Annotated in this window: 22 protein-coding genes; 9 read left to right on the plus strand and 13 right to left on the minus strand. The window is 65.8% G+C overall.

What is annotated here, in order from left to right; translation table 11 throughout:
- The first annotated feature begins 60 nt into the window (after nucleotides 1-60).
- The 5 genes from DSM104440_RS08830 (at nucleotide 61) to DSM104440_RS08850 (ending at nucleotide 4,718) form a co-directional block, all read left to right on the plus strand.
- On the plus strand, nucleotides 61-810 hold the full coding sequence (locus DSM104440_RS08830; RefSeq protein ID WP_171161751.1) for an electron transfer flavoprotein subunit beta/FixA family protein: 750 nt from the start codon (nucleotides 61-63) through the stop codon (nucleotides 808-810).
- On the plus strand, nucleotides 810-1,736 hold the full coding sequence (locus DSM104440_RS08835) for an electron transfer flavoprotein subunit alpha/FixB family protein (protein WP_171161753.1): 927 nt from the start codon (nucleotides 810-812) through the stop codon (nucleotides 1,734-1,736). The genes DSM104440_RS08830 and DSM104440_RS08835 overlap by 1 nt, the downstream gene beginning before the upstream one ends.
- A 118-nt stretch (nucleotides 1,737-1,854) precedes the next feature.
- Entirely contained in the window at nucleotides 1,855-3,651 is a 1,797-nt protein-coding gene (locus tag DSM104440_RS08840) for an acyl-CoA dehydrogenase (protein WP_171161755.1), read from the plus strand.
- 29 nt (nucleotides 3,652-3,680) lie between these two features.
- Complete coding sequence (locus DSM104440_RS08845; RefSeq protein WP_171161757.1) at nucleotides 3,681-4,199, plus strand: manganese efflux pump MntP; 519 nt, start codon at nucleotides 3,681-3,683, stop codon at nucleotides 4,197-4,199.
- Nucleotides 4,200-4,286: 87 nt separating this feature from the next.
- Nucleotides 4,287-4,718: a nuclear transport factor 2 family protein gene (locus DSM104440_RS08850; protein ID WP_171161759.1), complete on the plus strand. Its 432-nt coding sequence runs from the start codon at nucleotides 4,287-4,289 to the stop codon at nucleotides 4,716-4,718.
- Here the strand turns inward: DSM104440_RS08850 and DSM104440_RS08855 are convergent, their stop codons facing one another.
- Both DSM104440_RS08855 and DSM104440_RS08860 read right to left on the minus strand, forming a co-directional pair.
- Complete coding sequence (locus DSM104440_RS08855) at nucleotides 4,719-5,846, minus strand: efflux RND transporter periplasmic adaptor subunit (protein WP_171161761.1); 1,128 nt, start codon at nucleotides 5,844-5,846, stop codon at nucleotides 4,719-4,721.
- Nucleotides 5,839-9,072 (minus strand): efflux RND transporter permease subunit, encoded by a 3,234-nt coding sequence (locus DSM104440_RS08860; protein WP_171161762.1) that lies wholly within the window; start codon nucleotides 9,070-9,072, stop codon nucleotides 5,839-5,841. Before DSM104440_RS08860 ends, DSM104440_RS08855 begins: the two co-directional genes overlap by 8 nt.
- An 89-nt stretch (nucleotides 9,073-9,161) precedes the next feature.
- On the opposite strand from DSM104440_RS08860, the gene DSM104440_RS08865 reads away from it, so the two are divergent.
- Nucleotides 9,162-9,494, plus strand: coding sequence for a rhodanese-like domain-containing protein (locus DSM104440_RS08865; RefSeq protein WP_171161764.1), 333 nt, complete (start codon nucleotides 9,162-9,164; stop codon nucleotides 9,492-9,494).
- Nucleotides 9,495-9,572: 78 nt separating this feature from the next.
- Nucleotides 9,573-10,775: a PQQ-dependent sugar dehydrogenase gene (locus DSM104440_RS08870; protein ID WP_171161766.1), complete on the plus strand. Its 1,203-nt coding sequence runs from the start codon at nucleotides 9,573-9,575 to the stop codon at nucleotides 10,773-10,775.
- An 11-nt stretch (nucleotides 10,776-10,786) separates the two neighbouring features.
- Here the strand turns inward: DSM104440_RS08870 and DSM104440_RS08875 are convergent, their stop codons facing one another.
- Nucleotides 10,787-11,344, minus strand: a complete 558-nt coding sequence (locus DSM104440_RS08875; RefSeq protein ID WP_171161768.1) for a hypothetical protein — start codon at nucleotides 11,342-11,344, stop codon at nucleotides 10,787-10,789.
- A gap of 89 nt (nucleotides 11,345-11,433) precedes the next feature.
- The gene (locus DSM104440_RS08880) at nucleotides 11,434-12,261 is read right to left on the minus strand and encodes a M90 family metallopeptidase (protein WP_171161770.1); all 828 of its coding nucleotides are present in this window, start codon (nucleotides 12,259-12,261) and stop codon (nucleotides 11,434-11,436) included.
- Nucleotides 12,262-12,419: 158 nt separating this feature from the next.
- Between DSM104440_RS08880 and DSM104440_RS08885 the strand changes: the two genes are divergently transcribed.
- Both DSM104440_RS08885 and DSM104440_RS08890 read left to right on the plus strand, forming a co-directional pair.
- The gene (locus tag DSM104440_RS08885) at nucleotides 12,420-13,403 is read left to right on the plus strand and encodes a hypothetical protein (protein ID WP_171161772.1); all 984 of its coding nucleotides are present in this window, start codon (nucleotides 12,420-12,422) and stop codon (nucleotides 13,401-13,403) included.
- 86 nt (nucleotides 13,404-13,489) lie between these two features.
- Nucleotides 13,490-16,345, plus strand: a complete 2,856-nt coding sequence (locus tag DSM104440_RS08890) for a response regulator (protein ID WP_171161774.1) — start codon at nucleotides 13,490-13,492, stop codon at nucleotides 16,343-16,345.
- On the opposite strand, the gene DSM104440_RS19615 is transcribed toward DSM104440_RS08890, so the two are convergent.
- The 9 genes from DSM104440_RS19615 to DSM104440_RS08935 form a co-directional block, all read right to left on the minus strand.
- The gene (locus DSM104440_RS19615) at nucleotides 16,342-16,629 is read right to left on the minus strand and encodes a helix-turn-helix domain-containing protein (RefSeq protein ID WP_171161776.1); all 288 of its coding nucleotides are present in this window, start codon (nucleotides 16,627-16,629) and stop codon (nucleotides 16,342-16,344) included. The two genes, DSM104440_RS08890 and DSM104440_RS19615, sit on opposite strands and share 4 nt — an antisense overlap.
- A 228-nt stretch (nucleotides 16,630-16,857) precedes the next feature.
- Nucleotides 16,858-17,835 (minus strand): GGDEF domain-containing protein, encoded by a 978-nt coding sequence (locus tag DSM104440_RS08900; protein ID WP_171161778.1) that lies wholly within the window; start codon nucleotides 17,833-17,835, stop codon nucleotides 16,858-16,860.
- 19 nt (nucleotides 17,836-17,854) lie between these two features.
- Nucleotides 17,855-18,733: a fumarylacetoacetate hydrolase family protein gene (locus DSM104440_RS08905; RefSeq protein WP_171161780.1), complete on the minus strand. Its 879-nt coding sequence runs from the start codon at nucleotides 18,731-18,733 to the stop codon at nucleotides 17,855-17,857.
- Nucleotides 18,730-19,746 carry an enoyl-CoA hydratase/isomerase family protein gene (locus tag DSM104440_RS08910; RefSeq protein WP_171161781.1) on the minus strand — a complete coding sequence of 339 codons (1,017 nt, stop codon included), beginning with the start codon at nucleotides 19,744-19,746 and terminating at the stop codon, nucleotides 18,730-18,732. The genes DSM104440_RS08905 and DSM104440_RS08910 overlap by 4 nt, the downstream gene beginning before the upstream one ends.
- Nucleotides 19,731-20,501, minus strand: coding sequence for an enoyl-CoA hydratase (locus tag DSM104440_RS08915; RefSeq protein ID WP_171161784.1), 771 nt, complete (start codon nucleotides 20,499-20,501; stop codon nucleotides 19,731-19,733). The genes DSM104440_RS08910 and DSM104440_RS08915 overlap by 16 nt, the downstream gene beginning before the upstream one ends.
- Before the next feature lie 11 nt (nucleotides 20,502-20,512).
- Complete coding sequence (locus DSM104440_RS08920; protein WP_171161786.1) at nucleotides 20,513-20,824, minus strand: hypothetical protein; 312 nt, start codon at nucleotides 20,822-20,824, stop codon at nucleotides 20,513-20,515.
- 18 nt (nucleotides 20,825-20,842) lie between these two features.
- A complete protein-coding gene (mmsB, locus tag DSM104440_RS08925) occupies nucleotides 20,843-21,727 on the minus strand; it encodes a 3-hydroxyisobutyrate dehydrogenase (RefSeq protein WP_171161788.1) in 885 nt (294 codons plus the stop codon).
- A gap of 53 nt (nucleotides 21,728-21,780) precedes the next feature.
- Nucleotides 21,781-22,077: a hypothetical protein gene (locus DSM104440_RS08930; RefSeq protein ID WP_171161790.1), complete on the minus strand. Its 297-nt coding sequence runs from the start codon at nucleotides 22,075-22,077 to the stop codon at nucleotides 21,781-21,783.
- Between the two features lie 152 nt (nucleotides 22,078-22,229).
- Nucleotides 22,230-23,756, minus strand: a complete 1,527-nt coding sequence (locus DSM104440_RS08935) for a CoA-acylating methylmalonate-semialdehyde dehydrogenase (RefSeq protein ID WP_171161792.1) — start codon at nucleotides 23,754-23,756, stop codon at nucleotides 22,230-22,232.
- Nucleotides 23,757-23,787: the final 31 nt, after the last annotated feature.

A 23,787-nucleotide genomic window follows, 5' to 3' on the forward strand; every position in this document is an offset into this window, starting at 1 on the left:
GAGAAGCGGCCAACCGCGTTGGGCTATAATTCAAACGCCCGTTTGAACTCCCATTAGGCCATGAAAATCCTTGTCCCCGTGAAACGCGTGGTCGACTTCAACGTGAAGGTGCGCGTGAAGGCCGACCAGACCGGCATCGAGCTCGCCAACGTGAAGATGTCCATGAATCCCTTCGACGAAATCGCCATCGAGGAGGCCCTGAAGCTCAAGGAGGCCGGCAAGGCCACCGAGGTCGTCGCGGTTTCGGCCGGCACGACCGCGTGCCAGGAAACGATCCGTACCGCGCTCGCGATGGGGGCGGACCGCGGCATCCTCATCGAAAGCGACGCCGAGTTGCAGCCCCTCGCCGTTGCGAAGCTCCTCAAGGCGCTGGTCGCGAAGGAGTCCCCGCAGCTCGTCATCCTCGGCAAGCAGGCGATCGACGATGACGCGAACCAGGTCGGCCAGATGCTCGCGGCACTCCTCGACTGGCCCCAGGCCACGTTCGCGAGCAAGGTCGAGATCGATGGTGCCTCGGCCAAGGTCACGCGCGAGATCGATGGCGGCCTCGAGACGATCGAGATCTCGCTGCCGGCGATCGTCACGGCAGACCTGCGGCTCAACACGCCGCGCTACGCCACGCTCCCGAACATCATGAAGGCGAAGAAGAAACCGCTCGACATCGTGAAGCCCGCGGACCTCGGCGTGGACGTGACGCCGCGCCTGAAGACGCTGAAGGTGGTCGAGCCGCCCAAGCGCAAGGGTGGCGTGATGGTGAAGGATGTCGCCGAGCTTGTGCACAAGTTGAAAAACGAAAGCAAGGTGATCTGATGACCGCGCTCGTCATTGCAGAACACGACAACACGAACCTCAAGGCCGGCACCGCCAACGCGGTGACCGCGGCCACGAAGATGGGTGGCGACGTCCACCTGCTGGTCGCGGGGCAGGGCTGCCGCGCCGCTGCGGAGGCGGGCGCGAAGCTTGCCGGTGTCGCCAAGGTGCTGTTCGTCGAGGCGCCGCATTACGCCTCGGGCATGCCCGAGAACATGGCCACACTCGTGCTCTCGCTCGCGAAGTCCTATTCGCACCTCGTCGTGGGTGCCACGGCTTTCGGCAAGAACTTCATGCCGCGCGTCGCCGCACTGCTCGATGTCGCGCAAGTTTCCGACATCGTCGCCGTGGAGTCTCCCGATACGTTCGTGCGTCCGATCTACGCCGGCAATGCCTTCGCCACCGTGCAATCGGCGGACGCGATCAAGGCCGTGACCGTGCGCTCGACCGGCTTCGATGCCGCGGCGTCCACGGGCTCCGCGCCGATCGAGAACGCAACGGCTGCGGCAGATGGCGGCAAGTCCAAGCTGTTGAGCCAGGAGCTCACGAAGTCCGCGCGTCCCGAACTTGCTGCCGCCAAGCGCATCGTGTCCGGTGGACGCGGCCTTGCGAGCGGCGAGAACTTCAAGATGCTCGAGACCCTCGCCGACAAGCTCGGTGCGGCTATCGGTGCGTCGCGTGCGGCCGTCGATTCGGGCTACGTGCCGAACGACTATCAAGTGGGGCAGACCGGCAAGATCGTCGCGCCGGAGCTCTACATCGCGATCGGCATCTCCGGCGCGATCCAGCACCTCGCGGGCATGAAGGACAGCAAGGTCATCGTCGCGATCAACAAGGATCCCGAGGCGCCGATCTTCCAGATCGCCGATTACGGACTCGTGGGCGATCTCTTCCAGATCGTTCCCGAGTTGACAGCAGCGCTCTAGAAAAATGTCATTCTGAGGAGCGAAGCGACGAAGAACCTGCTTTAGGCAGTTAACTGATTCAAGCAGGTCCTTCGGGCCTTCGGCCCTCAGGATGACAAGTTTGGTTTAGGAGACTTCAGTGCCTGAATACGTCGCCCCCCTCAAAGACATGCAGTTCGTGCTCAAGCACGTCGTTGGCCTCGACCTGGTCAATACGCTTCCCGGCTGGGAGGACGTGACCGAGGACGTCGTCGATGCGATCCTCGAGGAGGCGGGCAAGCTCGCGAGCGAAGTGCTCTCGCCGCTCAATTCCACGGGCGACAAGACGGGCGCGAAGTGGAAGGACGGCGTGGTGACCACGCCCCCGGGCTTCAAGGAGGCGTACCACCAGTACTGCAACGCGGGCTGGAACAACATCCTCTCGCCGACCGATTTCGGCGGACAAGGGCTGCCGCACCTCATCGCGACACCGGTTGAAGAGATGTGGGGTGCGGCGAACCTCGCATTCAAGCTCTGCCCGATGCTCACCCAGGGCGCGATCGAAGCGATTTCGCACGTCGGGCCCGACAGCCTGCGCGAGCGGTTCCTGCCGGCGATGGTGTCGGGCAAGTGGACCGGCACGATGAACCTCACCGAGCCGCAGGCGGGCAGCGACCTCTCGCTCGTGCGCACGAAGGCCACGCCGCAGGACGACGGCACTTATCGCATCAAGGGCCAGAAGATCTTCATCACCTACGGCGAGCACGACTACACCGAGAACATCGTGCACCTGGTGCTGGCGCGCATCGACGGCGCCCCGGAAGGCGTGAAGGGCATCTCGCTCTTCGCGGTTCCGAAGTTCAACGTGAAGCCCGACGGCACGCTCGGCAGCCGCAACGACGTGAAGTGCGCCTCCATCGAACACAAGCTCGGTATCCACGCGAGCCCCACCGCGGTGATGATCTTCGGCGAGAACGACGGCGCCGCGGGCTATCTCGTGGGCGAGGCGAACCGCGGCCTGGAGTACATGTTCATCATGATGAACGCCGCGCGCCTGTCGGTCGGGCTCGAAGGTGTTGCGATCGCCGAACGCGCCTACCAGCGCGCGCTCTCCTGGTCGCGTGAACGCATGCAGGGCAAGCCCATCGGTGTTGCGGGCGCGAAGACCGCGCCGATCATCCAGCACCCGGACGTGAAGCGGATGCTGCTCACGATGAAATCCACGATCGAGGCCATGCGCGCGCTTGCGTACTGGACCTCGGCGCAGCTCGACCGCGCCCGTATGGCGGCCGACGACACCGAGCGCAAGCGTTCCCAGGCGCTGGTCGATTTCCTGATCCCGATCGTGAAGGGCTGGTCCACGGAGAACGGTATCGACGTGGCGTCGCTCGGCATCCAGGTCCACGGCGGCATGGGCTTCATCGAGGAGACGGGTGCCGCGCAGCATCTTCGCGACGCGCGCATCACCACGATCTACGAGGGCACGACCGGCATCCAGGCGATGGACCTCGTCGGCCGCAAGATCGGCCGCGAAGAAGGACGCACGGCATTGGCGCTCCTTGCCGAGATCGACAACTTCACGCCGAAGCTCGCGGCTTCGGGCGATGCGAACGTGAAGGCGATCGGCGAATCGCTGACGGCCGCGGTCAAGAGTGCGCGCGAGACGGTGCAGTGGATCGCCCGCAACTTCTCGACCAACGCACCCGCGGTCGCCGCAGGGTCGGTGTATGTGCTCAAACTTCTCGGCATCACGCTCGGTGGCTGGATGCTCGCGCGCTCGGCGAACACCGCGGCCGCGCAGCTCGGCCGTGCCGAAGGCGACGCGGCATTCCTGAAGGCGAAGATCCTCACGGCGCACTTCTACGCGGACCACATCCTTCCGCAGACGGCCTCGCTCGCCAGCGCGGCCACGCGCGGGCCGGAGAGCGTGCTTGCCGTGGAGGACGCACAGTTCTGACGCTGCTCCTCATTGCCCTCGCGGTGTCGATGGACGCCGTGGCGGTGTGCATCTCGAGTGGCATGACCCGGGGAGCGCGCGCCTCATGGCGCGACGCCTTCGTGATGGCGTTCGTGTTCGGCGTCTTCCAAGCGGCGATGCCCGTCCTGGGCTATGCGGGCGGCGCGATCTTCGGCGACGCGATCGAGGCCTGGGACCACTGGGTGGCATTCGGGATCCTCGCCGCGGTCGGCGGGCACATGATCTACGAGGCGTTCGACAAGAACGACCTCGCGCCTCGCAATCCCTTCGCATGGCGCTCGATGATGCTGCTCGGTGTCGCCACCAGCCTCGATGCCGCCGCCGTGGGTCTTACCCTGGCGCTCATCGACCTGCCGCTGCTCGCCTCCATCGCCGTGATCGGCGCGGTCACGTTCGCGCTCTGCGTCCCGGCGGTCCGCCTCGGAAGCCGCCTGGGCGCCGCGTTCGCCCACCGCGCGGAGCTCGCCGGCGGCATCGTCCTCATCGCCATCGGCGTGAAGATCCTTGTGGAGCACCTGTCGGCCTAGCGGCCAGTTGTACTTTTCCGGTTGTCTACTTTCGGGGCTTTCGGCTTGCTATAAAGGAAGCCCGCCGACAACAGGAGGAGTAGATCCGTGAAGAAGTCCCTCGCCGCGCTCGTCCTTGCAGTGACTATCGCCGGTTCCGCTGCCGCCCAATCGCCCGACGCGGCCAGCGTCGTCAGTGCGTCAGAGGCCCTGGTGAAGGCGATGATGTCGCCCGACCGGGCGGCACTCGAGAAGCTCCTTTGGCCGGAGCTCAGCTACGGACATTCGGGTGGGGCGGTGGATACGCAAGCCACCCTCATCGACGGGCTCGTCAACAAGAAGAGCATTCTCGCGAACGTGCAGCTCACCAACGCCACCACCACGATGGTCGGCAACGACCTCGCCGTCACGCGCGGCCGCATGAGCCTCGATGTGATGACCACGGGCACGGCGCAGAAGGTCGAGTTCAACCTGCTCATGGTGTGGCAGAAGCGCGCCGGCGAATGGCGCCTGCTGGTGCGGCAGGCCTCGAAGCTCTAGCTACTTCGCGATCGTCACCGCGTCGCCGTTGACGATGGAGTCGGGCGGATTGAGCACGAGTTGCTCCGTGCCCTTGAGGCCGTCGATCACTTCGACGCTCGTCCCGAGGTTGCGCCCGACCTTGATCGCCTGGAGCCGAACCTTGCCGGCTTCCACCGCGGCCACCTGCACACCCTCGGCGCGGATGATGAGGGCGTTGGCCGGGATCACCATTTCCTTGGCGGCGGTGAGCGGCAGGGCGACCTGCACGTAGGCGCCGGGCAGCAGCGCCCCGTCCTTGTTGTCGAGCGCGATCTCCACCTGCATGGTGCGGGTGTTGGGATCGATCGCCGCGGACGTGCGCGCGACCTGGCCTTCGAAGACCCGCCCGCGCAATTCGCCCTGCGTGATGTTCACCTTCTGTCCGGCCTTCACAAGGTGAGCGGACGATTGCGGCACGTTCACATACACGCGCAGCGAATCGGCCTGCGTGAGGATGAAGAGCGGGCGGCCCGAGCCCGCGTCGATGAGGTCACCGACGTCGACGTTGCGGCGGGTGATGACGCCGCGGAACGGCGCCACGACGCGACGGAAGCTTTCGAGCTGCTTCAGGCGCTCCACATTGGCGTCGGCCTCCGCGAGATTCGCCTGCGCCTGCGCGTACGCGCCGCGGCGCTCGTCGAGGCTCTGCTGCGCCACGAATCCGGTCTTCTTGAGTTCCTCGTAGCGATCCATCGTGCTCTTGGCGAGCGCGAGACTTGCGGCCGATTGCTGGCGCGCCGCCCGTGCCTGCGTGAGCTGCTGGTCGATCTCGGGGCTCTCGATCTCCGCGAGCAGCTCGCCTTTCTCCACGACCGAACCGATGTCCTTCGTCCAGCGCTTGAGGTAGCCGCTGGCGCGCGACGACAGCGGCGCCTGCGTCGCACCTTGAAGCGAACCGGCGAGCACAACCGTCTCGCCCGTGCCGCCGATCTTCGGTGCGGCCACCTGCACGTAGAGCTTCGCCGAGTCCGCGGCGTTGGCCTCGAGCGTCTTTGCATTCGTGTGGCGCATGAACACCGTGCGCCCGGCGCCCAGCGCCAGGAGTACGAGGATCACGATCGCGACGAGCTTCGCGCGGCGAATGGCAGTTCGGGATTCGTCAGTCATGCTGCAGCGACTCCTGGGGATGTGCGGAAGGCGGCACGCGCCGCGAAGCGCGGGCAAGCAGCCACTCGTGCACGGCGGCGTAGACCACCGGCACGAAGAGAAGGGTGGAGACGGTGGCGAGTGCCAGGCCGCCGATCACGGCGCGGCCCAGCGGCGCGTTCTGCTCGCCGCCTTCGCCCATGCCCAGCGCCATCGGGATCATGCCGATGATCATCGCGAGCGCCGTCATGAGCACCGGGCGAATCCGCGTGGCGCCGGCTTCGAGCGCGGCCGCGTTGGGCGCGACGCCGGCGGCTTCGCGATCGCGCGCGAAGGACACGAGCAGGATGGAGTTCGCCGTCGCGACCCCCATCGTCATGATCGCGCCGGTCAGCGCCGGGACCGAAAGCGTGGTGCCGGTGATGAAGAGCATCCACGCGATGCCGGCAAGTGCGGCGGGTAGGGCGGCGATGATGATCACCGCGTCGATCCACGACTGGAAGTTCACGACGATGAGCAGGTAGACCAGCACGATCGCCATCGCGAGACCGACGCCCAGGCCGATGAACGACGCGCGCATCGTCTCGACCTGGCCGCGCACCTCGAGCGTGGAGCCGCGCGGCAGCTTGGCTCGCGTCTCGGCCACGAGCTTGTCGATGTCACCGGCCACCGCGGCGAGGTCGCGGCCCTGGACGCTCACGTAGACATCGATCACCGGAATGATGTTGTAGCGCGAGACGATGGCGGGCGACCGCGACGCCTTCGCATCCACGAGGTTGCCCAGCACCTGCGGCGCGCGTCCCGGGGCTGCGCCCGGATCGGCGACGGGGATGTTGAGCAACGCATCCATGGAGTCCACGTTGTACTCGGGCGTCTGCACCGCGAGGTTGTAGACCACGCCGTTCTGCGGATTCAGCCAGAAGGCGGGCGAGGTCTGCGAGCTGCCGGCGAGCGCGATGAGCAGGTTCTGGCCCACGTTCGCGGTGGAGAGTCCCATCGCCTGGGCGCGCGTGCGATCGACCTGGAGGTTCACGCCCGGATAGTCGAGCCGCTGGTGCACGTGCGCGTCGACCGCACCGGGAACCTCGCGGATCTTGCGCGTGAGCTCGGCGGCGAGCTCCGCGTTCTTCTGCATGTTGTTGCCGGAGAACTGGATGTCGATCGCGGCCGGAAGTCCGAAGTTGAGGATCTGCGTGACGATGTCGGCGGGCTGGAAGAAGAACTCGATGCCGGGGAAGCGCTTGGGCAGCTCGCGTCGGAGCTCCGTCACGAACTCTTCCGTGGGCCGGTGGCCTTTGCGAAGCGACATCAGGATCTCGCCGTCGAGCGTGCCGATCGTCCCGGAGTTGCTGTACGAAAGATTGATGCCGCTGTTGGGCACGCCGATGTTGTCGAGGATCGTCTCGAGCTCTTCCTTGGGCACGATCTCGCGGATCGCGACCTCGATGCGATCGGCGATACGCGCGGTTTCCTCGATGCGCGTTCCGGTGGCGGCGCGGAAGTGCAGCTTGATCTGGCCCGCGTCGACGGTCGGGAAGAAGTCCCGGCCGAGGAAGGGATAGAGCAGGCACGAGACCGCGGTGAAGCCGAAGAAGATCGCCGCGAAGGCCGCGCGCCGGGCGAGCACCGCCGCGAGCACCGCCGCATACCAGGCGCGCATGCGCTCGAACCGCGCATCGAACGCACGGTAGAGACGCGTCAGCGCATTGGGTTTCTCATCCCCGCCATGCTTCTGCCCACGCATGAGCAGCATCACGAGCGTCGGGACGAGGGTCCGCGACAGGATGTACGAGAAGACCATCGCGAAGCACACCGCCTCGGCCATCGGCACGAAGAGGAACCTGGCCACGCCGGTGAGGAAGAACATCGGCACGAACACGATGCAGATGCACAGTGTGGCGACGAAGGCGGGCACGCCGATCTCGCCAGCACCCACGATGATGGCTTCGTGCAGCTCCACGCCGTTGTGCAGGTGCCGCTCGATGTTCTCGATGGTGACGATCGCCTGGTCCACCAATATCCCGACCGAGAGCGCGAGGCCCCCGAGCGTCATGAGGTTCAGCGTCTCGCCCAGCGCACGCAGCATGAGGATGGAGGCGAGGATCGAGAGCGGAATCGTGAGCGCGATGATGAAGGTGCTGCGCCAGTTGCCGAGGAAGAGCAGCACCATGAGCGCGGTGAGGCCCGCGGCGATCAGCGCTTCGATCACCACGCCCATCACGGCCGCCTTCACGAAGATGGACTGGTCGAAGAGGGGCGTGACCTTCACGTCGGGCGGAAGGAGCTGTGCCGCGCGCGGCAGGATGTCGCGCAGGTTGTTCACGATGTCGAGCGTCGATGCGCCGCCGTTCTTCAGCACCGAGAGCAGCACGCCGCGCTGGCCGTCCTGGCGCACGACGTTGGTTTGCGGCCGGAAGCCGTCGCGGACGAATGCGACGTCCTTCAGGTAGACCGTGGCACCCCCGGACGTGCGCACCGGAAGATCGTTCAACCCGGAGATCGCGTCCGTCGAGGACTCGAGGTTCACGTTGAACTCGGTCGCGCCGAACTTGGCCGTGCCCGAGGGCAGGATCAGGTTCTGCGTGTTGATCGCATTCACCACGTCCGCCGGGCTCATGTTGCGCGCCTGGAGCGCCTGCAGGTCGATGTCGACCGAGACGAAGCGCTCCTTGCCGCCGTAGGGCCAGGGAATCGCGGCACCCGGGATGGTGATGAGCTGCGGGCGAAGCTGGTTGACCGCGGTGTCGAAGAGCCCCTGCTCCGACATGCCCGGGCTCGAGATCGCAAGCTGGACGACCGGAATGCTCGAAGCCGAGTACTTGATGATGAGCGGCGGGGTGGTGCCCGGCGGAAGCTGCCGCAGCATCGTCTGCATGATCGCGACGACCTGCGCGATCGCGGTCTGGATGTTGGCGTTGGGCTGGAAGAAGATCTTCGTGACGGACACGCCGGCGAGCGACTGGCTTTCGATGTGCTCGATGTCGCTCACGGTCGTGGTGAGCGCGCGTTCGGACTGGCCGGTCACCCGCTGGCCCATCTCCTGGGCCGAGAGCCCCCGGTAGTTCCACACGACGCTGATCACCGGGATGTCGATCTCCGGGAACACGTCCGTGGGCATCTTCAGCAGGGCGAAGGGCGTGGCGAGCACGATCAGCATCGCCATCACGATGAACGTGTACGGGCGTCGGAGCGCGAGCTCGACGACGGAGAAACCGGAGGACCCGGAGGGTGTTTCGGATGCCGACATGACGTTTTCCTCAAATGAAATCATATCGGGAACCGCGGCCGGCGGTGCGGCGCAGCGGTAAAAGGTTGTGTCCGGTTAGACTGCTTCCCATGGCCAACGCACCTGTCGTCCGGGAAATCCCCGCCACCGAGCTCAAGGCGATGTTCGATCGCGGCGAGACCTTTGAACTCATCGACGTGCGCACGCGCGCCGAGCGCTCGATTGCCGAGATTCACGGATCAAGGCTGCTCGACCAGGGGTCGTACGACGCGCTGACCCAGCTCGATCACGACACGCCCCTTGTCTTCACCTGCCACCACGGCGAACGCAGCCGGCAGGCGGCGCAACACTTTGCGCAGCTGGGTTTCGAGAACGTCAGCAACGTGAGCGATGGGATCGACGGCTGGTCGCTGTCGGTCGATCCCGGGGTGAGGCGGTACTAGGCTTCAGTAGGACCCCGCTGACTGAAACCCCGCGGCCTCGGGGGGACACTGAAGAGTCCCCTGCCTCCGGAGCCGCCGATGCGCCCCCCGTTCGTCCTTGCTTCACTCGCGGTCGCAGTTGCGCCGGCTTTCGCGCAGGCGCAGTGCGCCAATCCCCTCGAAGTCCGTCCGCCCAACGCGCCCGACCAGAAGCCTGCGTTCGCGCAGCAAACGCGCGCGTGTGAAGCGAAGAGCGATGGCTACACCGTCACCGTCCTCGCGAAGAACCTGGTGAAGCCCTGGGCCGTGGAGCCGATGCCCAACGGCGAGCTCCTTGTCACCGAGAAGGCCGGGCAACTGCGCATCGTCACGGCCAGGGGTGAGGTGAAGGCGCCGATCTCGGGCGTTCCCAAGGTCGACGACAAGGGGCAGGGCGGCTTGCTCGACGTGGCGCTGAGCCCCACGTTCGCCAACGACCGCACGATCTACTTTTCCTTCTCCGAGCCGCGCGAAGGCGGCAATGCCACCAGCGTCGCGAAGGGCGTGCTCAATTCCGAGCGCACGGCGCTCGAGCAAGTGAAGGTCATCTTCCGCGCCATGCCCACGTACAAGGGCGACAAGCACTACGGCTCGCGGCTCGCGTTCGGGCCCGACGGGATGCTCTACGTGACGACCGGCGAGCGCTCCGACACGCCCATGCGCAAGCTCGCGCAGCAGAAGGACAACCACATGGGCAAGGTGATGCGCATCACGCCCGAGGGCGCGCCGGCCGATGGCAATCCGTTCACAACGGAAGCGGGCGCGATGAAGGAAGTCTGGTCGCTGGGTCACCGCAACGTGCAGGCGGCCGCCTTCGATGCGCAGGGGAAGCTCTGGGTCATCGAGCACGGCACGCAGGGCGGCGACGAGCTGAACCTCGTGCGCAAGGGCAGCAACTACGGCTGGCCGATCCAGGCCTACGGCGAGGAATACAACGGGCGTCCGATCGAGGGCGCGGTGACCGATCGCCCCGGCTACGAGCAGCCCGCGTACTACTGGGATCCGGTGATCGCCCCGTCGGGCGCGCAGTTCTATTCCGGCAAGGCGTTCCCGAAGTGGAAAGGCAATCTCTTCATCGGCGGGCTCAAGGACAAATTCCTGGTGCGCCTCGTGATGGAGGGAGATCGAGTCACGGGCGAGGAACGGCTCTTCCAGGATCGCGGGCAACGCATCCGCGACGTGCGCGAAGGGCCGGACGGCGCGCTGTACGTCGTCACCGACGAAACCAGAGGGGAACTCTGGAAGATCACTCCCAAGATTTGACCGGCGCGTCCTTACTTGATCGAGTACACCACTCGTCCGGTCGTGCCGCTCAGCTCGAGTGTCTTGCCGGCGGGAATCGTGCCCACGACGATGATCTGCGGAGGCGCTCCCCATGAAACCCCGAGGGCCGCGTCGTCCTTGACCTTGGTGGCGAGGTGCGGCTTGTGCATGCAGCCCTTGTCGCACGACGCCGAGGCGGGCAGGGTGCCCGGAAGCACCTCGACGGGACCGCGCGTGGCAACCGGCGAGCAATTGACGGGCGCACCGCCATTCATGGGCACATAGCCGATGCAAGCCACGACCGCGACCACGGCGGTCAGTTGCTCGTTCGTTTCGTTGCAGGATCCCTGCAGGACCGGAATGCCGCCCTTGGCCTGCTTCACGGGCTTCGACGTGGCGAGCTTGCCCTTGTCGTCGAGGTGGATCGCGTCGGACGGGTACCACTTCACGTCGACGAGGTAACCGCCCTTGTTCGCGACGCATTGCCTTGCCGAGGCGCTACCTGCGCCGAAAACGGCGGCCATCGCGACGAACGCGAGCGCGGCCGACTGGATCGCTTTTTTGTGCACCGTGATTCTCCCTGGGAAGGCTCGTTTTTGAGACCTGCTGACGCAGATCATGCCAAAGCCCGGGCGGAATGAGAATCAGGACATTGGTCTCATGACCTCGGCCACTGCGCGGGGTCCACGCGATAGAGATTCGCGAACTCCGCATAGAGCGCCGGGTGCATGTGCGCCATCGCCTGCGGCTGCTCGAAGAAGACCTCCGTCGCGACCGCGAAAAACTCCGCGGGGTTGGTCGCGCCGTAGTGATTGAGCAGCGAAGGCTGGCCCGTGAACGCGGCCTGCTGGAGCATGGCGAATTCATAAGCGAGGACCTGCGACCAGCTCGGATAGCGGTCGCGGTTGCCGAGCCAGGGCGCGCCGTTCGCGTAGCCTTTTTCCTGATCGAGCTGGTGCGCGAATTCGTGGATCACAACGTTTCGTCCATCGTCGGCAATGGCGGCGTCGTTCAGCGTGTCTTCCCAGGAAAGCACCACCTGACCCTGCGTCCACGATTCGCCGGAAAGCGCGCGCCGCTCTTCCTGAAGGATGCCCGACGGCTCCGGCCGGATCCGGTCGACAAGGAACGCGCCCGGGTAGACGAGGATTTGCCGCAGGTTGGGATAAGGCGTGCTCTTGCGGTTGAGGACGAGCAGGCAGGCTTGCGCGGCGATGGTGATGCGCATCTCGTCGGTGATGGCCACGTCGTCGCAGCCGATGAAGTTCTTCTCGAGCAGGAAGACCTGGATCCGCGCTTCCAACTGGAGGCGCAGGGACGGGGGCAGGTTGCGGGCGAGGGGCACGCGGCGGTCGATGATTTCGCGCCAGGCGGCGGGGAAGGGCATATCGCGCGCCTTGCGCCGGCGGTACGCGGCAAACAGCGGCCCCCCGACGAGACCCGCGATGACGAGGAGGAGGACGAAACCGATCGCGTAGGGGGTCATGGACTCGACATGGCGCCGCCGGGCGAGTCTTTCAAGTGCAACCGCGATCTTGTAGGACGCGACCTTGGTCTCGGCGCGTGCGTCCGCTCGCGCACATAGAATGGCCTGGCGTCCCCAAAGGGGGCTCGCTTCATACAACTACAGGGAAATGCGCACACATGAAAACCTCGCACCTGCGCGGCCTCGCCGCCGCTGCAGTACTCGCCTCGGTCGTCCCCGCTGTCCAGGCCCAGACCATCGAACAGGCCAAGGCCGCGTACCCGCAATTCGACGCCCGGTACTACCACGACAAATATCCCGACCTGCAGAAGGTCATCGGCTACAAGCCCGACGACCTGCTGATGCACTTCATCAAGCACGGCCAGAACGAGTTGCGCGCCCCGAGCGCCAGCGGCGACGCGAAAAAAGTGTCGTACACGCAGTGGGCGGCCGGCTGCAACAAGGGCTGGTGGGGCGGGGTGTGGCACGAGGTGGTGAAGGGGAAGGGCGGCGTCCACATCCTCAAGAACGTGTGGCACCACTACTGCGACGAGAACGTCTACAAGTACGCCATCGCCTTCGACGACTTCAAGGATCCGCCGCGCTCCGCGCACGGCAAGAGCTTCATGCGCGCCGGGGACTACATCAAGGATGGCGAGTACATGGTGAGCGAAGGCGCCCACTTCATCGCCGCGATGCAGTCCGACGGCAACTTCTGCATCTACCAGGGCTCGAGCCCCGCGAAGATCCACGGCAGCAACAAGTGGTGCACGCTGCGCGGCGCCAGTCCGGGAAACGGCAAGTACTTCGCGATCATGCAAGGCGATGGCAACTTCTGCGTCTACAAAGGCACGGGTCCCGCCGACAACAAGGGCCACGTGAACTGCTACCCGGGCAAGGGCCTGAATGCGACGCCGCCGTACTACTTCCTCGCGCTGCAGAACGACAACATGCGCGAGCCCAACCTCGCGATCTATCGTGGCTCGGGCCCGGGCAACAACCTGGGCTGGATCTGGGACCGCATCACCACCGCGCCGCCCAAGCCCGACACGGTGTGGGAATCGATCGGCAAGGGCATCGTCAAGGGCGCGGGTGCCGTGAACCAGGCGATGATCGACTACACGAAGGCCAAGGAAACGTCGACGACCACCCCGCCCTGGTAGCACGTCGGGCCTCCACGAATATGTGACCTGCTTCACTGGCGCCGGCCGGGAAGCGGGTCACACTCGTGCAGGGGGAGGGATTGCCGATGGACGGACTGCTGAACTTCATCACCGGGCCGCTGCCCGGGTCGCCGCTGCCGGCCAGCTACGACCCGGCGCTGGTCGCGCTTTCGTATTTCGTCGCGTCCTTTGCCGCCTACTGCGCGGTCGAGCTCGCCGGCCATGTCCGCGAGCATCGCAACGATCCCCGCCGCTCCTATTCGTGGCTCTTCGGCGGCGCCTTCGCGATGGGCGCGGGCATCTGGTGCATGCACTTCGTGGCGATGCTTGCGTACAAGCTGCCCGTTCCGGTGCTCTTCGACCTGCCGACCACGTTGCTGTCGATGGCGGTTGCCGTGGTCATCTCCGGCTTCGCGCTGGACCTCGTCACGCGGCCCACACTTTCCCGGCTCAAGCTCGCCTTCGGCGGCGTGGTCATGGGCCTGGGCATCTGCACCATGCACTACACCGGCATGGCGGCGATGCGCCTCGATGCGCTGGTCCTCTACTACCCCGGTCCGTTCCTGCTCTCGATCCTGAATGCCATCGTCTGCTCGACGATCGCGCTGTGGCTGGTCTTCTGGCTCGAGGGAACGAAGACCCGGCACAAGGTGCTCTCCGCGGCCGTGATGGGCCTTGCGATCTGCGGCATGCACTACACGGGCATGTACGCGACGGTGTGCGTGGGCACGGGAGCGATCGAAACGGGCAACGGCCTCAACCCGGTGCCGCTCGCCGCGGGGATCGCCACCGTCACGATGTTGATCATCGCGATGACGCTGGGCCTCTCAATGCAAAGCCGCCTCGCCTCGCGCGACCTCACGGAGCGCAATCGCCGGCTCTCCGAGGAAATCGAGCGCCGCCGCAAGATCGAGGCCGAGCTCAAGCACCACCAGGACAACCTGCACGCGCTGATTGCCGATCGCACGCGCGAGCTCGCGGTCGCACGCGATGCGGCCCAGGCCGCCAATCGCGCGAAGAGCGAATTCCTCGCGATGATGAGCCACGAGATCCGCACGCCGATGAACGGCGTGCTGGGAATGACCGAGCTCCTCCTCGGCACGACGCTCGACACGACCCAGCGACGCTTCGCGGAGACGGCGCATCGCTCCGGCGCCTCGTTGCTGCGGGTCATCAACGACATCCTCGACCTGTCGAAGGTCGAGGCCGGCAAGCTCGAGCTGGTGCACGCGCCGTTCGACATCCGCGAGCTCACCGACGAGGTCATCGCCTCGCTCGCCGAGGGCGCGCGCCGCAAGGAGCTCACCCTGGGCTGCGCGCTCGCCCCCGTGCTTCCCGCGCGCGTGGTTGGCGACGCGGGTCGTCTTCGCCAGGTGCTCGTGAACCTCGTGGGCAATGCGATCAAGTTCACCGACAAGGGTTCGGTCGTCGTGCGCGTGGCCTGGGATGCTGAAACGGAAGACGCACTGTGGCTGCGCTTCGAAGTCTCCGACACGGGCATCGGCATCGCCGAGCAGCACATCGACAAGATCTTCGAGATGTTCACGCAGATCGATGGCCAGTTCGGACGCCGCCAGGGCGGCACGGGGCTGGGCCTGCCGATCTGCAAGCAGCTCGTCGAGAAGATGGGCGGCGAGATCGGCGTGCACAGCACGCCGGGCGCGGGTTCGCGATTCTGGTTCAAGGTACGGCTGGCAAAGCAGGTGGGCGAGATTCCCTCGACACCCTCGCTGCTGCAGGGCCTGCGCGTGCTGGCCGTCGAGAACAACGCCGTGAACCGCGAGATCCTCAGCTACCAGCTCGATGCGACCGGCGTGCGCCACGATTCAGTGGCCAGCGGCGAGATTGCGCTGCTCAGGATGCGCGATGCCGCGGCGGTCAAGCGCGACTATCGCGTGGTCATCCTCGACAACGTGATGCCCGAGATGGATGGCTTCGAGCTCGCGCGCGAGATCCGCGGCGATCCCACGCTGGGCAAGGCGCACCTCGTGATGCTGAGCTCGACCGGCGTGGACCAGGCCGCCGCGCGCCACGCGGGGATCGATTACTACCTGCTGAAGCCCGTTCGCCAGTCCGACCTCCTCGATTGCCTCATGGGAATCCTCGCGAAGACGACCGACGGCCCGATCGCATTGCCGACGGCGCCGCGCGGCGCGCGCTTCGCCGCACGCGTGCTGCTGGTGGAGGACAACCCCGTCAATCGTGAAGTGGCGGTGCACATGCTCAAGCACCTGGGGTGCGAGGTGGGCATCGCGGAGAACGGCCGCGAGGCCCTCGACGCGCTCGACCACTCCGTCTTCGACCTCGTGCTCATGGATTGCCAGATGCCCGAGATGGACGGCTACGAAGCCACGGCGCAGATCCGGCGCCGCGAAGCCATGCGCGCACCTTCGCCGCGCGTGCCCATCATCGCGTTCACGGCCGGAGCGGTCGACGGCGATCGCGACAACTGCCTCGCCGCGGGCATGGACGACTACATGAGCAAGCCGTTCACGCAGCAGGAGCTCGAGAGGAAGCTCATGTCCTGGCTGCCCGCGGTGAAGACCACGCCGGTGGCGCAGCCTGCCGCCAAGGTGCGCGATTCAAGCCCGCACCTCGACGCGAGTGTCCTCGAGGGCCTGCGCGCGCTGGGCAGCGGCGACAAGCTCGTGACACGCGTGATCGATGTCTACCTGCGCGATTCGCGCAACCGCATGAAGGCGCTTCGCGAGGCGGTCGCGCAGGCCGATGCGGTGGCGATCGCCCGCTCGTCCCACGCACTCAAGTCTTCCAGCGGCAACGTGGGCGCGACCTCGCTCACGTCGCTCGCGCGGCACATGGAAGTGATGGGGCATGAACGCACGCTCGAGGAATCGGCGGCGCTGCTCGCGAGGATCGAGACCGAGTACGTCGCGGTGACGGCCGAGCTCAGCGCGTGGGGGATGGTCGCGCCCGCCGGTTAGGTCGAGCGCGACTTCCGCGGCCCACGCGGGTGTAGTGGAGGTGGCCGCTGCCCGAACCCGGGCGGGGCGCGGTATGACCGTGGCCTCTCGATTGCACCGAAACAACCCGGCTCCCTTGCGCGCGCCTTCCTGACGGCCGTCATTACGGCGCGCGGATTCTCGCGAATAACGTGAAGAAGCACTAGCGCTGTGCCCGTGGGAACGCGGTTGCCTCGCTCCCAATGGCGAAGGGTAGCTACCGGAAAACCGAAATGACCCGCGAACTGGCGCTGCGTGAGGTTCATGCGGTCTCGAAGAGCGCGAACGTCGAATCCGACGTATCGCAGGTCGCGACGTGGGACGCCTTGCGCACGTGTCTCTGATTGCGAGTTTGCATTCGACTGATCCACGGGATCTTCGAACTGATCCCGCGGATCACTTTGGCGATCCTGTGGATCAGGCGAGTGCAAATCATGTTTTCGAGAGGTCACGGCCTCTCAACGCGGGACCGCGAAAAGCCGACGACAAGCGCGCTAGTCGGCGGCGGCTGCGTGCGGCGGCTGGGGCCGGCCCGCGGAGACTTCGTTCCAGTAGCAGATGTGCGACTGGCGATCCTTGCGGAACTCTTCCTTGGCGATGTACATCGCCTTGTCGGCCTCGGCGAGGACGCCGGCGGCACCCATGCCGAAGCGATATTCGGCAACACCCACGGACACGGCGACGTTGATTTCCTTGCCCGGCTCGATCTCGCAGGGACTCGTGGAGATCGCCTTCACGATGCGGTCCATCACCATCTTGAGCGCGCGGTTGCGGTGCAGGCCGACGACGAACTCGTCGCCACCCCAGCGCGCGACCCAGTCGCCGCGCCGCGTGTTGAGTTGCAGCAGCGCCGCGACGTGAGAGATGCAGGCATCGCCCGCGGTGTGGCCGTGCGCGTCGTTGATCTTCTTGAAATCGTTGATGTCGAAGAACGCGATCTGGAATCCCTGCAGGTCCCGTTCGGCACGCGCGATTTCCTCGGTGAGCCGCTTGTCGCCGGCGCGCCGGTTGTAGATGCCGGTGAGGTCGTCGGTATCGGACACGCGCTCGAGCCGGTTGATCGTCTCGTGCAACTGCGTGAGGGTGTATTGCGTGCCCTCCATCAGCCGACCGGCGCGGTCGGGGAAGTGCACGGGTAGATCGGGGATCGCGCGCGAATCGATGTAGTTGCGCAGTGCCTCGGCGGTGAGGTCGATCGGCACCAGCAACTCGCGAAGCAGCCACAGCGTGCCGAGGAAGCCCATGAAGCACGCCAGCATCAGCGCGACGATGATCGGGTACATCCCCGCCCAGTCGGACCGCGCGAACAGCAGATAGATGATGAAGACGACGAGGGGGCTCAGCGTGCCGACGAACGCGGCGAGGGCAAACTTGGCGGCGTAGCTGGTGCTGAGCTGGCGAAACCCCGACGCCAGCCGATAGATCCCCATCCGCGGGAGGACAGAGCTGCCAGGGGGAATCTTGCTGACCATGGCAACTATTCTAGCGAAATCACCCGATCGTGTTGCGTAAAGTCCCGATCCCCTCGATCTCGGTTTCGAGGAGATCGCCGGGCTTCAGGAACTCGGGCGGGGTACGGGCGAATCCGACCCCTTCCGGGGTCCCCGTGGAAATGATGTCGCCGGGCTCGAGGGTCATGCCCTGGGAGAGCTCCGCGATCAGCCGTTCGATCTTGAAGTAGAGGAACTTCGTACTGGAATCCTGCTTGGTCACGCCGTTCACGCGGCAGGCGACCTTGAGGTTGGTGGGATCGACCTGGTCGGCCGTGACGATGCACGGACCCATGGGGCAGGTGCCGTCGAAGCTCTTGCCCTTGTGCCACTGGCCGCCGTGGCGGCGCTGCACATCGCGCCAGGTGACGTCGTTGATGACCGTGTAGCCGAAGATGTGTTTCATCGCGTCGGCTTCGCTGATGTTCTTGCCGCCCGTGCCGATGATCACGCCGAGCTCCACCTCCCAGTCGAGCGAGGTCGAGATGGCGGCATCGAACGGGATCGTGCCGTACGGATCGTTCACCGCGGTCACGGCCTTGCTGAAGAACACCGGGTGCCTCGGAAGCTCGCGCTTTTCCTCGAGCTTCTTCGCGCCTTCCTCGAAATGCTCGAGGTAGTTCCAGCCCACGCAGAAGACGTTCTTCGCCGGGCGCGGGATGGGGGCGTGGAGCTTCACGTCGGCGAGCGACACGGTCGGCGCATCGGACTTGGCGGCGATCGCCTTCAGCTTCGCGAGCGCGCCCGCACCGCCGCCGATGATCTCGAGCACGGTCGTGAACCCCGAGGCCGAGAGGTCGACGATGCGCTTGTCGTCGAGGAGGATGCCGGGGTGACGGGTGCCGGTGGCGGGAATCTTCGAGTAGGTGACGAGCTTCATTCGGGATCTTTCAGGTGGGCGAGGGGATGGCCTTGCGCGCTCCAGCGCGGCGAGAAGAAGCTCTCGACTGCGTCGGGCGCGACGTCGGCGAGCCGCGGCGGATTCCAGTGCGGCGTGTTGTCCTTGTCGATGATCAGCGCGCGGATGCCTTCGATGAAGTCGCCCTGCTCGAAGCAGGTCTGGACCATGACCAGTTCCATGCGGAAGCAATCGGCGAGCGCCATCGTGCGGCTGCGGCGAACCTGTTCGAGCGTCACGAGCAGCAGCGTGGGCGAGTGCCGCGAGAGCTTGGTGAGGCACTTCGAGGCCCACTCCGCGAATTCGGGCCGGGTCTCGACCTGCAGCGAGGCGATGATTGCCGCGACGGATTCGTGCGCGAAGTGGCGGTCGATCGCGGGACGCAGGCGCTCGAGCTCGGAAGCGGGCAGCGGATCGAGGCCGACCGCTTCGTCGGCGAGCCCGCAGTAGATCGCGTCGGCCGCACCCAGCGTGGGCCCCACGAGCCCCAGGTATTCGCCGATCCGCCCGGGCGTGCGCGAAAGGAAATAACCGCCGCCGACATCCGGGAAGAGGCCGATCGCGGTCTCGGGCATCGCCATCTTCGTGCGCGGGCCGACGATGCGAAGCGTCGCGCCTTGCGAGACGCCCATGCCGCCGCCCATCACGATGGCATCGAGGTGCGCGGTGATCGGCTTGGGGTAGCGATGGATGTAGTGATCGAGCGCGTACTCGAGCGTGAAGTACTCGAGCTGGTTCTTCTCGCCGGCGCGGAAGCTGTCGTACAGGGCCCGCAGGTCGCCGCCCGCGCAGAACGCCTTGTCTCCCGCGCCACGCATCTCGACCGTGCGCACGCGATCGTCCTGCGCCCAGGCCTCGAGCCAGCGGCGCAGGCCCCGCAGCATGTCGATGGTGATGGCGTTGAGTGCGGCCGGGCGGTTGAGCGTGATCCGCGCGACGCCCTCGGTGATCTCGGCGATGAGATCACCGCCGGCCGCCGTCAGTCGTTCTTCCATTCCGGCTTGCGCTTTTCGAGGAACGCCGTCACGCCTTCGGCCTGGTCTTCGTGGTCGAAGAGATCCATGAAGCGCTCGCGCTCGAGGGCGAGGCCGCCGCGCCGTGGAATCCCGTTGCGGGCGTTGTGGATGAGGCCCTTGCAGTACTCGATCGCCCGCGGGGAAAGCGCGCCGACGCGCTCGGCCATCGCGGTCGCTTTCGCGAGCGCCTCGCCTTTGGGCACGACCTCCTGCACCAGCCCGATGCGCAGCGCCGTCGCGGCATCGACGCGCTCGTTCGTGAGGATGATCCGCTTGGCCCAGCCTTCGCCCACGAGCCACGGGAGGTTCTGCGTGCCGCACCCGGCGGGCAGGAGGCCCACCGCGGGTTCGGGCAGTGCCATCTGCGCGTGTTCCTCGGCGATCCGGATGTCGCAGGCGAGCGTGCACTCGAGCCCGCCGCCCATCGCGTAGCCGTTGATCGCGGCGATCGTGACGAAGCGCGCGTTCATGAGTGCCTCGAATGCGGCGCCGAAGCAGGCGATGAAATGGCGCGCGAGCACCTTGTCCTCGCCCTTGAAGTGCTGGAGGTCCGCGCCCGCCGAGAAGAACTTGCTGCCCGCGCCGGTGATGACCGCCGCGTAGATCGTGCGGTTCGCGTTCAATTCACCGACGAGCAGCTCGAGCGCGCGCAGGCTCTCGGGCGTCCAGGTGTTGGCCGGCGGGTTGTCGATCGTGATGAAGGCCGTGTGGCCGTCGATGCGGTGCTTGATCATGCGGGCGGCCCCTACTTGCAGGCGTCCTTCGGGTAGGCGTAGTCCCTCTCCTGGCCCTTCACCAATGCCTTGAACGACTTGACGTTCTTCTTCTCCGCGTCGCGGTTGATCATCATGAAGAACAGCGTGTACTTCTCGGAGCCTTCGGAAACCACGGCGCTCATGTCGCGCTCCTCGTAGAGATCCACGGTCGTGGACTTGTCCTTGAAAAGGCCATGGACCGTGACCTTGTTGCCGCTGACCGTGAAGCACGCCGCTGCGTTGGCGCCGGCGGGCATCAGGAGCGCGAAGGCCGGGAGGGCGATGCAAAGGATCTTCTTCATTTGTATCGGGCTCCGGGATCAGAGTTTGAGGTACTGGAGGATCACGCTCGAGAAATCCTTGCCGCCGTTGCCGTCGATCGAATGCTTCTGGTAGATCTGCTGTGCGATGGCACCCAGCATCACCGGATGCTTCGCGGATTTCGCGGCCTCGGTCACGAGCGTGAGGTCCTTCAGCATGAGGTCGGCACCGAAGCCGCCGGTGTAATTGCGCGAGGACGGCACGTTCTCGAGCACGCCCGGATAGGGGTTGTAAGTGTCCGAGCTCCAGCAGCGGCCGCTCGAGGTGTTCACGATCGAGGCGAACACCTTTGGATCCATCCCGAGCTTCGCGGCGAGCGTCATGCCCTCGGAGGTCGCGATCATCTCGATGGCGAGCATCATGTTGTTGCAGATCTTCGCGACCTGGCCGTTGCCGATGCCGCCGCAGTGCACGATGTTCTTGCCCATCGCCTGGAGGATGGGCTTGGCGGTCTCGAAATCCTTCGCTTCGCCCCCGACCATGAACGTGAGCGTGGCGGCTTCCGCGCCGGCGACGCCGCCGGAAACGGGAGCGTCGACCATGTGGCAATCCTTCGCTCGGGCGTCCATCGCGACTTCGCGCGAAGTCAGTGGATCGATGGTGGATGAATCGATCAGGAACGTGCCGGGTGCGATGCTCGCAAGGAGGCCGTTGCGGTCGCCGTACACGTTGCGGACATGCGGCGATGACGGAAGCATCGTGATGACGACTTCCACGCCCTTGCCGGCTTCCGCGACGGACGCGGCCGCCTCGCATTTGTCGCCGACCACCTTCTTGACGAGGTCGGGGACCACGTCGTACACCTTCAGCGAGTGTCCCTGCTTCAGGAGGTTGCGGACCATGGGATTGCCCATGTGGCCCAGGCCGATGAATCCGATCTTCAAAGACGTTCTCCTCACTGTCATCCTGAGGGCCAAGGGCCCGAAGGACCTGCTTTTTATCCGAGTGTTCTCACGAGCAATCCGCCCAGGGCGAACAACGCCGACGTGATCACCACTCCATCCCACGCCCAGCGCGATGGCGTGCCGGGCTCGGGCCGTATCGCGCCGAAGCTGAAGGGGAGGAGCACCGCGAGCGTGACGAACGTGACGAGCCCGATGGAGGTGACGATCGACGACCACGGTGCGTTGTCGCGCACGCGGTCGAAGAGGTCCCACACCATGACCAGCCAGATGGCCGCCGCACCGAGGCGCAGCGGCCAGGACGGGCGATCGCCGTCGAAGAACGCCTTCACGCGACTGTCATCCTGAGGGCCGACGGCCCGAAGGACCTGCTTGAATTCGTTGACTGATAAAAAAACACTTAACCCCCTACAGCGGATCCTTCGACTGCGTCCTCAGGATGACAGGGCTTGATCCTTGTCGCTGTGCTCCTCGGAACGCCCTGTCACTTCAGGCTGATGGTCGTGTGGATTCCCGGCGACGTGGTGGCGTCGTCGAACCAGCGCGCGGTGACGGTCTTCACCTGCGTGTAGAACTGGATCACCTGCTTGCCGTACGGGCCGAGGTCGCCGAGCTTGGAGCCGCGCGAGCCCGTGAAGCTGAAGTAGGGGACCGGCACCGGAATCGGCACGTTGATGCCGACCTGGCCCACGTCGATCTCGTTCTGGAACTTGCGGGCCGCGGCTCCCGACTGCGTGAAGATGCCGGTGCCGTTGCCGTACGGGTTCTTGTTGATGAGCGCGATCGCGTCATCGAGCGTGGGCACGGAGACGATCACCAGCACCGGGCCGAAGATCTCGGTCTTGTAGACCTCGTGCTCGGGCTTCACGCCGGAGAACACGGTGGGCGCGATGAAGTTGCCGTTCTCGTAGCCGGGGATCTTCGGGTTGCGGCCGTCGAGATCGAGCTTGGCGCCTTCCTTCACGCCCTGCGCGATCAGCGACTCGATCTTCTCCCGGGCCTGCCGGGAGATCACCGGGCCGAGGTCCGCGCCCTTCTCGGTGCCGGCGTTGACCTTGAGGGTCTTCGCCTTCGCGACGATGTCCGGGATCCATTCCGACGCTTCGCCGACCATCACGGCGACCGAGGTCGCCATGCAGCGCTGGCCCGCCGCGCCGAAGCCCGCGCCGACGAGGGCATTCAACGACTGCTCCTTGTTGGCGTCCGGCATGATCACCGCGTGGTTCTTCGCACCCATCATGCATTGCGCGCGCTTGCCGTGTTCGGAGGAGAGCTTGTAGACGTGCTCGCCGACGTGGCACGAACCGACGAACGAGACTGCCTGGATCGTGGGGTGCGTGCAGATCGCGTCCACCGATTCCTTGCCGCCGTGCACGATGTTGAGCACGCCCGGGGGAACGCCCGCTTCGATCGCGAGCGCGGCCAGCGCCATGGGCGTCATCGGATCCTGCTCGGAGGGCTTCAGCACGAAGGTGTTGCCGGTGACGATCGCCATCGGGAACATCCACAGCGGGATCATCGCGGGGAAGTTGAACGGGGTGATGCCCGCGCAGACCCCGATGGGCTGGCGGATGAAATAGGTGTCGACGCCGTTGGCGACCTGCTCGGCGAATTCGCCCAGCGAGAGCGTGCCGATGGAGCAGGCGTGCTCGACGACTTCCAGCCCGCGGAAAATGTCGCCTTCGGCATCGGGCAGGGTCTTGCCCTGCTCGGCGGTGAGGATGGCCGCGAGCTTCTTCATGTCGCGGCGGATGAGCTCCTGGAGCTTCAGCATGATCCGCGCGCGCGCGCCGATCGGCGTGTGCTTCCAGGTCTTGAACGCTTCGGCGGCCGCCTTCACCGCGAGGTCCACTTCATCCGCACCACACATGGGCACGCGCGCGATGACCTCCTGCGTGGCCGGGTTCACGACGTCGCGCCAGGCCTTGGCTTTCGACTCGACGAACTGGCCGTTGATGAGCAACTTGACGGTAGGGGCGCTGCCGGTGACGACCTGGGGGTTCGCTGCCATGGGAATCCTCCTTGCGGGACCACAATTATAG

Origin of the sequence: Usitatibacter palustris (assembly GCF_013003985.1) — a bacterium.
Lineage (GTDB): Bacteria > Pseudomonadota > Gammaproteobacteria > Burkholderiales > Usitatibacteraceae > Usitatibacter > Usitatibacter palustris.

Coding starts and splice junctions, on each gene's coding strand:
- DSM104440_RS08880 (WP_171161770.1), bottom strand. CDS start 12,261: ATGACCCCCTACGCGATCGGTTTCGTCCTCCTCCTCGTCATCGCGGGT.
- DSM104440_RS08905 (WP_171161780.1), bottom strand. CDS start 18,733: ATGAAGCTCGTCACCTACTCGAAGATTCCCGCCACCGGCACCCGTCAC.
- DSM104440_RS08910 (WP_171161781.1), bottom strand. CDS start 19,746: ATGGAAGAACGACTGACGGCGGCCGGCGGTGATCTCATCGCCGAGATC.
- DSM104440_RS08900 (WP_171161778.1), bottom strand. CDS start 17,835: ATGGTCAGCAAGATTCCCCCTGGCAGCTCTGTCCTCCCGCGGATGGGG.
- DSM104440_RS08845 (WP_171161757.1), top strand. CDS start 3,681: ATGGACGCCGTGGCGGTGTGCATCTCGAGTGGCATGACCCGGGGAGCG.
- DSM104440_RS08830 (WP_171161751.1), top strand. CDS start 61: ATGAAAATCCTTGTCCCCGTGAAACGCGTGGTCGACTTCAACGTGAAG.
- DSM104440_RS08935 (WP_171161792.1), bottom strand. CDS start 23,756: ATGGCAGCGAACCCCCAGGTCGTCACCGGCAGCGCCCCTACCGTCAAG.
- DSM104440_RS08890 (WP_171161774.1), top strand. CDS start 13,490: ATGGACGGACTGCTGAACTTCATCACCGGGCCGCTGCCCGGGTCGCCG.
- DSM104440_RS08835 (WP_171161753.1), top strand. CDS start 810: ATGACCGCGCTCGTCATTGCAGAACACGACAACACGAACCTCAAGGCC.
- DSM104440_RS08870 (WP_171161766.1), top strand. CDS start 9,573: ATGCGCCCCCCGTTCGTCCTTGCTTCACTCGCGGTCGCAGTTGCGCCG.
- DSM104440_RS08885 (WP_171161772.1), top strand. CDS start 12,420: ATGAAAACCTCGCACCTGCGCGGCCTCGCCGCCGCTGCAGTACTCGCC.
- DSM104440_RS19615 (WP_171161776.1), bottom strand. CDS start 16,629: ATGAACCTCACGCAGCGCCAGTTCGCGGGTCATTTCGGTTTTCCGGTA.
- DSM104440_RS08865 (WP_171161764.1), top strand. CDS start 9,162: ATGGCCAACGCACCTGTCGTCCGGGAAATCCCCGCCACCGAGCTCAAG.
- DSM104440_RS08860 (WP_171161762.1), bottom strand. CDS start 9,072: ATGTCGGCATCCGAAACACCCTCCGGGTCCTCCGGTTTCTCCGTCGTC.
- DSM104440_RS08915 (WP_171161784.1), bottom strand. CDS start 20,501: ATGATCAAGCACCGCATCGACGGCCACACGGCCTTCATCACGATCGAC.
- DSM104440_RS08855 (WP_171161761.1), bottom strand. CDS start 5,846: ATGACTGACGAATCCCGAACTGCCATTCGCCGCGCGAAGCTCGTCGCG.
- DSM104440_RS08920 (WP_171161786.1), bottom strand. CDS start 20,824: ATGAAGAAGATCCTTTGCATCGCCCTCCCGGCCTTCGCGCTCCTGATG.